Consider the following 11,633-nt stretch of genomic DNA (forward strand, 5'->3'; position numbering starts at 1 on the left):
ACTCACTTCCATGGAGCGGCCATTTGCCCTGAAGGAAAGGAAACGGCATACCCTACCGCAAACTCCGGTTTTCCATCCGGTTCTTTCAGGCTGCCGATCCGAATAGCCTCGAAAGATTTGCATAATTTCTCTTTCAAATGATCGATTCCAAGTCGAAGCTTTGACGCCAGTCCCTCAGCCCCCGCCAGGCCGCAAGCTAAGAAATAAAACCGGTCATCCCCCATCGTGCTGTTCCACACGAGCCCATCCTGTTCGTTCACCCATTCATTCAAGACTTCATCAACCGCGGCAGGCGTGCCCTGAAGCAGCTGTAAGGCAATCACACCAATGCCATCATGATGCCAACTTTCCTGTAAACGATGCAGCATTGTTTTGTCTAATAATCCGTAGCTGATTTCGTTCATATGAATCCCTCTTAGGCCTGAGTCTTTTTGACTATCCCATAAGTTCCATTGTAGGAATAAAGTGTGATGGAAGTATTGTCCTATTGTTAACTCCACGTAAAAAAACCGGTATCGCGCATCATGCGCAGCACCGGCTTATACCTATGAATTACATATTCAAATCGGGTCGTTTGCCTGTCACGAGAAAAACGACGCTTTCGCCGATATTCGTGGCATGGTCGGCGATCCGCTCGATATAACGGCCGACGAAGCTGATCAAGCTGGCTTGCGAAATCGTCTTCGGATTCTCGATCATCACGGCGAACAACTCACGGATCACTTCCGCGAACAGCGCATCCACTTGATCATCGTCCTTGGCCATCTTGCAGGCGAGATTTACATTTTCCTGTACGTAGGATTGGATGGATTCACGAATCATTTGGCCGGTAATCTCGGCCATGCGCGGTAGATCAACCAACGGTTTCATGAGCGTCTGCCCTTCAAGGCGTACGACGACCTTCGCGATATCGACCGTCAGATCGCCCATCCGCTCCAGATCAGCCGCCATCTTGAAGGCGATCAGGATGCGGCGCAAATCCTTCGCGACCGGCTGCTGCGTAGCAATCATACGAGCACCGATCTCGTCGATGCTCTCTTCCAGTCGATTAAGCCTAATATCCTCCGCAATAATAATGCGTGCCGCTTCAACGTCTAACTCCTCGAGCGCCTTCATCGCGCCGGCTAATCCCGTTTCAACGCGGTTACCCATCTCAATGAGCTTCTGTTTCAGCAGCTCTAACCCTTCGTCCAGCTCTTTTCGCTTGATCATCTGCGTCGCCTCCTGCGATGGATTACCCGAAACGGCCCGAGATGTAATCATCGGTAGCTTTCTCGGATGGATTCGTGAAGATTTTGTCCGTTTGATCATACTCCACGACTTTGCCCATATAGAAGAACGCGGTCTTGTCCGACACCCTTGCCGCTTGATGCATATTGTGAGTTACGATGACGATGCTGAAATCCTGCTTCAGCTCCGAAATCAGCTCTTCCACCTTCGCAGTCGATACCGGATCGAGTGCTGAAGCGGGTTCATCCATCAAGATGACTTTCGGTTTAACGGCGATCGAACGCGCGATGCACAGACGCTGCTGTTGACCGCCTGAAAGTGCAAGCGCGGAGTTGTGAAGCCGGTCCTTCGTTTCATCCCAAAGTGCTGCCTTGCGTAAGCAGTCCTCCACGATTTCGTCCAGCTGCTTCTTGTTCCGTACGCCATGGTAACGCGGTCCGAAAGCAATATTTTCATAAATGGATTTATGAAACGGGTTCGGACGCTGCCAAACCATGCCGATCTTCTGGCGCAGTTGAACGACATCGACGCCGGCCTCGTTCACATTCTCGCCATCCATCCAGATCTCTCCGGATGTGCGGACACCGTCAATCGTATCATTCATCCGGTTCAAGCTGCGCAGAAATGTAGATTTACCGCAACCTGAAGGCCCGATCAATGCCGTTACTTCACGCGCGGCGAATGCGAGCGATACGCCTTTGATTGCTTCTTTCTCTCCATAGAATACATGAAGATCTTTGGCTACCAATCCTTCTGTTTGCATGTTCGTCACCCTTCCCTATTTGGTTGCCGTAAATCTACGATGCAAATATCTTCCAAACCATCTGGCGGAGAAGTTGAACAAGAGAACCATGATGAGCAAGACGGCAGAAGCACCTGCAGCGATTTCTGCGGCATCCGGAGCCAAGCCTTCACTGTTGATTTTCCAAATATGCACCGCCAGCGTCTCTGCCGGACGGAACGGATTCAGCGGGGAGAATGGGCTGAGCGGATTCCAATTCGTGAAATCCAGGCGCGGCGAGCTCATGCCGGCAGTGAACAGCAGCGCAGCCGCTTCACCGAATACACGGCCCGAAGCAAGAATGGTACCTGTGACAATCGTCGGCATTGCGATCGGCAGCATAACCGATGTGATCGTCTTCCAGCGCGATAAGCCAAGCGCCAAGCTCGCTTCCTTCTGCTCGCGCGGCACACCGCTGAGCGATTGCTCTGTAATTCGAACCATAAGCGGCAGGTTGAATACGGTCAGCGCAAGCGCGCCGGAGAACAGCGAGAACCCGAAGCCGAATAAGTTTACAATAACTAGGAGTCCAAACAAACCAACGACGATCGAAGGGAAAGACGAAAGCACTTCGACGACCAAACGAATGGAATCCGTAAGACGGCCCGGCTTTGCGTATTCACTCATATAGATCCCGGCACCAAGTCCGAGCGGGATTGTGATGATCAAGGTCAATACAAGCAAGAACAAGGAGTTAAAGAGCTGCGGTCCGATACCGCCTCCGGCCTTAATGGTTTGAGGTGCGGAGGTCAGGAAATCGAAGCTGATATGGCCTATTCCGCGGAAAAGGATAAAACCGAGCAATCCCGCCAAAATAAGAACGATAAGTGAGGCGACGGCGATAATAACGCCTGTGGCAAGCCGATCTGCGGTTTTGGCGTTCATCGTTGGTTTCTCCTTTCCAGGAAGCGGACTATGAATACAAAGACAAAGGTCATGCTAAGCAGAATGAGCGCGAGCGACCACAAGACATTGTTGTGCGTGGAGCCCATAACGGTGTTACCCATATCGAGTGTGATGACACTCGTCAGCGTCGAAGCTGATTCAAACAAGGAATGCGGGATATGAGGCGAGTTACCGATGACCATTTGTACAGCCAATGCTTCGCCAAAGGCCCGGGACATCCCCAGAACAACCCCCGTTAAGAGCGATGGCAGCGTGGTTGGCAGTACAATGCGGTAAATCGTCTGCCAGCGTGTAGCACCAAGCGCGTAAGAAGCTTCCTTCAGCCCGCGAGGTAATGCAGCCAGCGCATCCGTGGCAATCGTCGTTACAGTTGGCAAAATCATAAGCGAGAGCACGATGGATCCCGCCGCAATTCCGATACCTTGGCCCGGGAATAAAGCCCTTAGGGCCGGTACAACAATACTCAGTCCGACAAATCCGAATACAACAGATGGAATACCGGCTAGCAGCTCAATAACGGGCTGCAGCACCTTTTTGCCGACACCGGGCATAATTTGCGTCATAAACACGGCCGCGCAGATACCAAGCGGTGCCGCGAGCAACGCTGCAAGAAGCGAAGTACTGAATGATCCGAAGATGAATGGCAATGCGCCATAAAGCGGAATATCACCTTCCGGATCCCATTTCAAGCCGCTTAGCAGCCCGCCGAGGCTCACGCCATCCATAATAAACGTAGTCAAACCGCGGGAAGAAACGAAATAGACAATAGCTGCAATCGTGATCACGAGGACTAGAATACACAGCGTTGTATATACTTTACCTACCCATTCCTCCATGACGTGCGGTTTCACAATAGCTCTTGTTGACTTCCCCGTTTGAATCCGTTTCTTATCTGTACGAGCGGGCTGCTCCATGAATGTTCTCTCCTTCAACTAGCATTCTCATGACAGGCAATTAGAGGCGGAGTGTATCCACCTCTAATGACTGTGCTATTTGTTTAGGGTTTTACTTATTTCGTGATTTTGCCGTCAACATCGCGTTTTACTTCCATTTTGCTCATTGGGATGTAACCAAGTTCCACAACATCAGCGTTTTGAATCTCGTCGCTGGTCATGTAGTCCAGGAATGCTTTAGTTGCTGCATCCGGCTCGCCTTTTGTGTACATGTGCTCGTAAGCCCATACCGGATAAGTGCCTATTACAATGTTTGCTTCTGTAGCTTCTACGCCTTCATATTTCACTGTTTTTACAGTGTCGTCGATGTAGGAAAGGGCAAGGTAACCGATAGCGCCGGGTGTTTCGGCAACAAGCTTCTTAACGGTACCTGAGGAATCTTCTTGGATGGAGCCTTTAACGTCTTCGGATTTCGTACCCAGTGCGTATTTCTCAAATGTTTTACGAGTGCCTGAGCTGCCCGGACGGTTTACGATCGTTATTTTCTCATCTGCGCCGCCAACTTCTTTCCAGTTCGTCACTTTACCGGTGAAGATGTCTACAAGCTGTTGTTTTGTCAGGTTGTCTACCGCAATGTCTTTATTGACTACAGTTGCCATAGCGATAACCGCTACTTGATGGTCAACCAATTCTTTTGCTTTATCCGCATCCGCATCCGTGAACTTCTCTTCCGCGAAAATATCGGAGTTACCGATTGTTGCTTGACCGCCGGATACTTGAGTCAAGCCTGTGCCGCTGCCGCCGCCTTGAACTTGAACCGTGATGCCCGAGTATTTCGCGTCTTCCATGAACTTCTTGGAAACTTGCTCAACAAGCGGTTGAAGAGCTGATGAACCTGTTGCCAGAATCGATCCGCTCAAAGCTTCACCGGCGCCTGCGTTATTCGTACCGCTATTTTGTGAGTTGGTGTTCGTGCTCTCTTCATTCTTCGAGCCGCAAGCCGCCAAACCGATCGTCAACATAAGTGCTACAACAATTAGTAATGCCTTTTTCATTTCAGTTCGTTTCTCCTTCCGCTCCTGCGCGGTTATTTGTTTTACAAGACTTAGTATAGATGTCCCGTATTAATCTGATATTTTCGAAGTGTTAACGCAATGCAAAAACTACATAGAGGAATTGTATAAATACACTGCTTACTATAGAATTATTGAATACCAAATCGAAACTGGAGCGTTATTATTATGAATATATTAAGATTGCAGATTTTGGTATTAATCGAGCGGCTCCGCAAAGTGACTGCAGTCGCCGATGAGCTTGGCATGAAGCAGCCTACGGTGAGCTTTCATATGAAGAAACTCGAGGAAGAATGGGGAATGCCGCTCTTCGAGATGAAAACAGGAAAGGTGATGCTTACGGAATCCGGCAAGCTGCTGTATCAGTATGCCGAAGGCATTGACCGCCTCTATCGCGAGGCTCAGGAGCGTTTCGCTTCTTACCGTCGGCAAGGGAAACATCAATTCGTCATCGGCTGTACAGACGCGGCTTCCTCCGTCCTATTTAGCGGGAATTGGTATCGTCTCGCAGAAGAGGCTTCTACTTTACAAATCAACCTCATTACCGATCAAACCAACCGCCTGCTCGAGCAGCTTCATACAGGGAAACTTGACCTTATTGTGTTTGGGGATTCTCCGCTTTATGAACGGGAGCTGCAAGGCTGCCAATCGGAACTGCTGCTTGAGGACCGGCTCTCGCTGTTTACGACTAAATCCCATCCCCTGCTTGATGCACAACAGGGAGGCACCGCATCATCTTATTTGCTTCAAGGTCAGTCTTATGTAAAGCTTGCCGATCCATCCATTGAGGAAGCGGTTAGCAGCTGGTTCGCGAAGGAACAGCTCAAACTTAGCAGTCCGCTTTCGACGGATCGGATCGATTTGGCTTTGAATGCGGTCCGAGCCGGTTCTTTGCTGGCGCTGCTCCCCAGCTCCGCAGCTCTTCCATTGTCCGGAGGTATTCTTCGGCTCCCTCTTCCCGGCCAGCAGCAAAGCTGGAAGCTGGTTGCAGCCTGGCGCTCGGATTATTGGAATCCGGTACAGCAGCAGCGCATGGTCGCTTTGCTTAAAGAGCTCCCTAAACTGCAAAAAACAGCCGATTCGAAGTAAAGTTTCGCTTCGAATCGGCTGCTTTGGGGTATGCTATTTAGAGTTATAAGTGCTGAGTGAATCAGGAGTTAAGATCCGGTCTTGAACCTGTTACCAAGTACACGACCGATTCCCCAATGTTCGTTGCATGATCCGCGAAACGTTCGATGTAACGTCCGACGAAGCTAAGCAGGTTGGCTTGGGAGATCGTTTTCGGATTTTCCATCATGAGCGAGAACAGCTCGCGGATGATTTGCGAATAAAGCGCATCGACGAGATCATCGTCTTTAGCCATTTTGTAGGCCATGTTGACATTCTCTTGAACGAACGATTGTATCGCTTCATAAGTCATCATCTGCACGATCTGCGTCATTCGAGGCAAATCGATCAACGGTTTGATCAATACTTGCCCTTCCAGTCTCAGCACGACTTTTGCTACGTCTACTGCCAAATCGCCCATCCGCTCCAAGTCGGAGGCAATTCGGAAAGCGACCAGGATACGTCTTAAATCCTTAGCAACCGGCTGCTGGGTGGCAATCAGCATCGCGCCTAATTCCGAAATTTTTTCTTCGATTTTGTTGATCGATTTGTCATCTTGAATGATTTGCTTGGCTGCAGGCACATCGATCGTTTCCAATGCGTTCATCGCCTTCGCGATAACCGCCTCTACGCGTTGACCCATATCTACGATCAGCTCGTTCAATTCCTCGAGTCCATGATCAAATTCTTTGCGCTTCGTCATCATCACTTAAATGCTCTCCCTCTGTGGTTTAGGAATTAGCCGAATCGGCCGCTAATATAGTCTTCCGTGCGTTGATCGCGTGGATTGGAAAACAGTTTCTCCGTCTCCGAGAACTCCACTACTTCACCATTGAGGAAGAATACCGTCTGATTAGAAACACGTGCCGCTTGATGCATGTTGTGCGTGACCATGACGATTGTATATTTATCTTTCAGCTCTTGTGCCAGTTCTTCGATCTTCAGTGTCGAGATCGGATCAAGTGCGGAAGTCGCTTCATCCATAAGCAGAATATCAGGGTTAACGGCAATTGCACGCGCAATACAGAGACGCTGCTGTTGTCCGCCGGAGAGGCTAAGCGCCGAACGCTTCAGATAATCCTTGACTTCATCCCACAATACTGCGGAACGAAGACTGGATTCCACGATTTCGTCGAGCTTCTGTTTGCTGCGAATGCCGTGCAAACGCGGGCCGTAGGCAACATTATCATAGATGGATTTCGGGAATGGATTCGGCTGTTGGAATACCATGCCGACTTTCTTGCGCAGTGTTTCCACATCCACTTCTTTCGAATAGATGTCCGCACCGCCGATTGTGATCTTGCCTTCGATTCTTGTGCCTGGAATCATATCATTCATCCGGTTAAGCGTACGAAGCAGCGTCGATTTCCCGCAGCCCGAGGGCCCGATGAAAGCCGTGATCGCTTTCTCCGGAATATCCATCGTTACGTCCTTCAAGGCGTGGAATTGTCCATAATGTAAATTTAATTTATGAATATCTATCAAAGTCTGGGAAGCTGTTGATTGCATGGCATATTCCTCCGTATTGGGTGGACTTCTTAACCGTCCGTTTCAGGCCTTCCTTGAACTAGGATAGCGTGAATTTGTTTATCGAATATGTTCGTTTTGTAAACGCAGTATTAAAATTCACTCTTTCACTTGCAAATCCTGGATCAAATGCTTCATTTGCTCCGTTACGCGCTGCGATTGCAAATACGCTTGGTTCGACAGCCTTCCGATCTCGCCGGAGCTGTCGCTGCTTCCTGCGGCTGCATGGAACAGCTGCTGGAATACGTCCGCCGCTTCTTTTATGTATATTTGGCTCGTATCTGCTTCCGTCTTGCCCAAGCTAACCAGATGAACCGTTTCTTTGACCGCTTCCATAATGGAGCCAATCATGCGATTGATATCCTCTGCGGACTCCTTCGTCTGCGTAGCAAGCTTACGAACCTCATCGGCAACAACCGCGAATCCTCTGCCATGCTCGCCGGCACGAGCAGCTTCGATCGCTGCGTTAACCGCCAGCAAATTGCATTGATCCGCTAAGCCGCGAATCAGCTTCGACACCTTGTCAATCGATCCGGCACGATCCTGCAGATCGCTGATTTGGTTTTCCTGAACGTCCGTGCGTTTCGTCAGATTATGAAAGGCCATCGATACTTTATCGAGCTCGTTCTTGCCTTTGAGCGTCAATTCCAGCATTTCTCCGGACATCGATTCGCCTAACAGAGAAGCTTCCTGCACATGGACGATAGAACGATCGATTTCTTCGATCATCACTTCTGCACCGCGTATCATGTTCACTTGAGCTTTTACGCTCCGCTGCTGGAGCAATCGGGACATTTTCAGTAAATCCGCCATGGTCAGCATGCCGATAAATCGATCATTCTCCGTAACAAGTACACAATCGTACAACGTTTTCTCTTCACGTCCAAGCGCGCGGTCAAGCAGCTCCTGCATGGAAATCCCTTGATTCACGATAAGCGGCTGACGATCCATCAGCTTCGCAATCGAACGGCCGTAATACAGCTCTCTGCCGAATCGATGCGTCTGAATGATCGTGAGTTTATTTCGCATAACAAGTCCAATCGGCCGGTCCATGTCATCGCAAACTACGACACATTCATGATCCGGTGTTAACGCGAATTGCGAAATGACATCCTGGCAAGTATGAGATACGTTCACGATTGCTGCTTCCCTAATGAAAGCTGTCAATAATGCATGATCTGAAGTCGTTACCTGTCCTTCTGCAGTCGGCATATTCATAAGCCGTTCTTCAGTTGTCAGCCGTTCCAATACAGCAATTGTCATGCATATCTCTCCTTTCAATTCGGCAAGCTTGCTGGTTTAACGTGTTCTGCGCGCATTCAGCCACAGCGGCAAACGGAAGACGATATTAATGAGCAGAACGACGAAGACAAGAACGGCAGCCGCTTTCTCCGCAATAAGCTGCGCATCAGGGACGATGGCTTCCGATTGTACATACCAAAGGTGAACCGCAAGCGTGGCACCCGGGGAAAACAGGCTAAAATCCCACATTTCGCCGGAGGAAGATACACCGGCAGTCAGGATGATAACGGCACTCTCTCCGAAGGCGCGGCCCGCGGTCAGACAGATACCGGTAATAATCCCGTTCAATGCAACCGGAATAAGGACGCTGCGGATCGTTTGCAGATGCGTGCTTCCGAGCGCGAACGATGCATGCTTCATTTCCTTCGGTACCGCACGAATCGCTTCTTCCGTTACCCGGGTCAGCACCGGCAGGTTCAAGAAAGCCAAGCTGACGGCACCGCCAATGATCGTAAGCCCAATATCGAATGCTTCCACGAACAATGCGATACCGAACAGACCGAAAATAATCGAAGGCACGGAAGCGAGTCCTTCCACGCAAATCCGAATAAAGGCGATAAACTTCGTGGCAGGCGCGAACTCAGCCAAGTAAATACCGGCTGCCATCCCGAGCGGGATTGAAATCACAAGTGAAATCGCAAGCACATAGAACGAATTGAAGATTAACGGCCCGATACCGCCGCCTTCGTCAATCTCACTCGGCAGCCCGTACAAGAAGCCCCAGTCGAGCTCCGGCAGCCCTTTCTGCAAGATTAGAAATAACAATCCGCATATAAACAGAATGGTGCACATCCCGATAATCCACACCACTGAGGTAAATAGCCTGTTGCTCAGGTGATTGAATCCTTTGCCTGCCTCAAACGGATTCGGAACCGATGTTCCTTTGCCATTACTCATCGTTATGATTTCACTCCTCTGCCTTGGAATAGCCTTACGATTACGATCATGAGGAGCGAGATAATGAGCAGGATAAAGCCCATCATATATAGCGCGTAGTTCCATGCGGAATCAAACGGGACATTCGCGATTTGCATGACGATATTACTCGTCAATACAGCCGTCGGCTTGAACAGTGCATCCGCCAGCTGAGGGGTATTGCCGATAACCATAACGACGGCCATCGTTTCGCCGATCGCACGTGCCATGCCCAGAATGACGGCATACAGGATACCGCTTTTCGCGGCAGGGAGTACGACTCTGACAATCGTTTGGAACCTGGTGGAGCCTAGGGCATAGGAAGCATCCCGGAATTTCTTCGGAACCGCTACGATGGAATCGTCCGTGATCCGGCTGATGGTCGGCAACGTCATAATGGTGAGCACGATAGCTGCGGCCAGAATGCCATCGCCCATATTCGTTCCTGTTACGGTACGAAGCATTGGAATGAGAACGGTCATACCCAGAAAACCATAAACGACAGAAGGAATACCGACGAGCAAATCAAGTACTGGACGCAGCATCGTCTTCAGCCATGCCGGCGTCATTTCGGATAAGAAAATTGCAATTATGACAGACAGCGGTACGGAAATCACCATTGTCAGCAGTGTTAAGGCGAACGTACCGAAAATAAAGATAAATGCGCCGTATTGATCATTCTCAGGTACCCATTCCGTAGAGAAGAAGAAATCTTTCACGGAAACCGTCTCGAACGTCAGTACGCCCGTGCGGCCCATCAGAAACAAAATCGAGAATAGAATGACACATACGAAGACAGCACTTGCGATACAGATGATGCGGAACGTACGGTTATAGAACGAAAGCCGTGCTTTGCGGCTGAATTTGCGACCCGATGAATGTTCAAGGCTACGTCCCAATTCGCTGGACACAGGGATGTCAATCATGCTCATGACGCTGCTCTCCTTTCAAGTGTTCAAAGTTAGAGCCGGCCTCGCAGTTGCTAATGCGATAAGCCGGCTCCGCTGCATCTTATTTCATGGCCGAGATCGGGATAAATTTAAGCTTCTTCAGCGATCCGGTTTGGAACTTTTTGCTTTGTACGTAGTCGATGAACGCTTTCGTTGCGCCGGTTGGCTGGCCTTTTGTCATGTAGTAGCCGTAGCCCCACACCTTGTAAGTACCGTTGATTACGTTAGCTTCTGTCGGTGCAACGTTGTTGATTTTCACTGCGGTCATTTTGCTTGTCACATACACAAGGTCGATATAACCGATTGCGTTTGGCGTCGTTTCGATGGCAGTTTTCATATCGCCGCTCGATTTTACTTCTTTATAGTTGGAGCCTTTTGTCATGAAATCCGTACCATTGAGCGCCTTGATTTGGAAGTTGACGCGCGTACCGGAACCGAATGCGCGGTTGACCACGATAATGTCTTTATCCGCTCCGCCGACTTCTTTCCAGTTGGTGATTTTACCGGAGAAAATGCCTTGCAGCTGTGCAGTGGACAAGCTGCTTACGCCTACATTGCTGTTCGTGATTGCCGCGAAAGGAATAACAGCTACTTTATTGGCAACTTGACCTGTGAACGCTTTGAAACCAGGTACATCTTTCGTTGCATCCCAGTCTACCGCGCCGATGTCTGCAATGCCTTTACGTACCGATTGAGGACCCGTGATGGAACCTGCAGCCGATGCGGAAATTCTGACTTTCGGGTTGAGCTTCTTGAACTCGTTGGCTGCTTGCAGCGTCAGCGGCAGAAGCGCCGATGAACCGTTGATAACGATACGGCCGCTCAATTTGCTGGATGCGCTCGCAACGGATACGGAACCGAATGCGACTGTAAGCGCGATAAGGGCGAAGCTTAAGCTTTTAAACCATTTTGTTTTCATCTGTGGAAGTTCTCCTCTCAATTTAGAACG

13 protein-coding genes and 1 pseudogene are annotated in these 11,633 nt (G+C 49.7%); 1 reads left to right on the forward strand and 13 read right to left on the reverse strand.

What is annotated here, in order from left to right; genetic code table 11:
- Positions 1 to 2: 2 nt before the first annotated feature.
- The 6 genes from I8J30_RS02825 to I8J30_RS02850 form a co-directional block, all read right to left on the reverse strand.
- A complete protein-coding gene (locus I8J30_RS02825) occupies positions 3 to 404 on the reverse strand; it encodes a hypothetical protein (protein WP_210655192.1) in 402 nt (133 codons plus the stop codon).
- Positions 405 to 552: 148 nt separating this feature from the next.
- Positions 553 to 1,212 carry a phosphate signaling complex protein PhoU gene (gene phoU / locus I8J30_RS02830; protein WP_210655193.1) on the reverse strand — a complete coding sequence of 220 codons (660 nt, stop codon included), beginning with the start codon at positions 1,210 to 1,212 and terminating at the stop codon, positions 553 to 555.
- Between the two features lie 22 nt (positions 1,213 to 1,234).
- Positions 1,235 to 1,993, reverse strand: a complete 759-nt coding sequence (gene pstB / locus I8J30_RS02835; protein WP_091214214.1) for a phosphate ABC transporter ATP-binding protein PstB — start codon at positions 1,991 to 1,993, stop codon at positions 1,235 to 1,237.
- A gap of 15 nt (positions 1,994 to 2,008) precedes the next feature.
- Positions 2,009 to 2,896 (reverse strand): phosphate ABC transporter permease PstA, encoded by an 888-nt coding sequence (gene pstA / locus I8J30_RS02840; protein ID WP_210655195.1) that lies wholly within the window; start codon positions 2,894 to 2,896, stop codon positions 2,009 to 2,011.
- The gene (gene pstC, locus I8J30_RS02845; RefSeq protein ID WP_091214209.1) at positions 2,893 to 3,831 is read right to left on the reverse strand and encodes a phosphate ABC transporter permease subunit PstC; all 939 of its coding nucleotides are present in this window, start codon (positions 3,829 to 3,831) and stop codon (positions 2,893 to 2,895) included. The genes pstA (I8J30_RS02840) and pstC (I8J30_RS02845) overlap by 4 nt, the downstream gene beginning before the upstream one ends.
- 95 nt (positions 3,832 to 3,926) lie before the next feature.
- Complete coding sequence (locus I8J30_RS02850; protein ID WP_210655197.1) at positions 3,927 to 4,865, reverse strand: phosphate ABC transporter substrate-binding protein; 939 nt, start codon at positions 4,863 to 4,865, stop codon at positions 3,927 to 3,929.
- Positions 4,866 to 5,051: 186 nt separating this feature from the next.
- On the opposite strand from I8J30_RS02850, the gene I8J30_RS02855 reads away from it, so the two are divergent.
- Positions 5,052 to 5,972: a LysR family transcriptional regulator gene (locus tag I8J30_RS02855; RefSeq protein WP_210655199.1), complete on the forward strand. Its 921-nt coding sequence runs from the start codon at positions 5,052 to 5,054 to the stop codon at positions 5,970 to 5,972.
- Between the two features lie 61 nt (positions 5,973 to 6,033).
- Here the strand turns inward: I8J30_RS02855 and phoU (I8J30_RS02860) are convergent, their stop codons facing one another.
- The 7 genes and pseudogenes from phoU (I8J30_RS02860) to I8J30_RS02885 form a co-directional block, all read right to left on the reverse strand.
- Positions 6,034 to 6,693: a phosphate signaling complex protein PhoU gene (gene phoU, locus I8J30_RS02860; protein ID WP_091220157.1), complete on the reverse strand. Its 660-nt coding sequence runs from the start codon at positions 6,691 to 6,693 to the stop codon at positions 6,034 to 6,036.
- Positions 6,694 to 6,728: 35 nt separating this feature from the next.
- Complete coding sequence (pstB, locus tag I8J30_RS02865) at positions 6,729 to 7,499, reverse strand: phosphate ABC transporter ATP-binding protein PstB (protein ID WP_091214203.1); 771 nt, start codon at positions 7,497 to 7,499, stop codon at positions 6,729 to 6,731.
- A gap of 117 nt (positions 7,500 to 7,616) precedes the next feature.
- Positions 7,617 to 8,339: a methyl-accepting chemotaxis protein gene (locus tag I8J30_RS33490; protein ID WP_420831204.1), complete on the reverse strand. Its 723-nt coding sequence runs from the start codon at positions 8,337 to 8,339 to the stop codon at positions 7,617 to 7,619.
- Positions 8,325 to 8,780, reverse strand: a pseudogene (locus I8J30_RS34150) (CBS domain-containing protein); the annotation flags it as partial. The pseudogene I8J30_RS34150 and the gene I8J30_RS33490, both read right to left, overlap by 15 nt.
- Before the next feature lie 36 nt (positions 8,781 to 8,816).
- A complete protein-coding gene (pstA, locus tag I8J30_RS02875) occupies positions 8,817 to 9,716 on the reverse strand; it encodes a phosphate ABC transporter permease PstA (RefSeq protein ID WP_210655204.1) in 900 nt (299 codons plus the stop codon).
- Positions 9,717 to 9,718: 2 nt separating this feature from the next.
- Positions 9,719 to 10,660, reverse strand: coding sequence for a phosphate ABC transporter permease subunit PstC (gene pstC / locus I8J30_RS02880; RefSeq protein WP_091220154.1), 942 nt, complete (start codon positions 10,658 to 10,660; stop codon positions 9,719 to 9,721).
- A gap of 85 nt (positions 10,661 to 10,745) precedes the next feature.
- Positions 10,746 to 11,603: a phosphate ABC transporter substrate-binding protein gene (locus I8J30_RS02885; RefSeq protein WP_091214197.1), complete on the reverse strand. Its 858-nt coding sequence runs from the start codon at positions 11,601 to 11,603 to the stop codon at positions 10,746 to 10,748.
- Positions 11,604 to 11,633 lie beyond the last annotated feature (30 nt).

This window comes from Paenibacillus lignilyticus (genome assembly GCF_017942085.1).
Classification (GTDB): Bacteria; Bacillota; Bacilli; order Paenibacillales; family Paenibacillaceae; genus Paenibacillus_Z; species Paenibacillus_Z lignilyticus.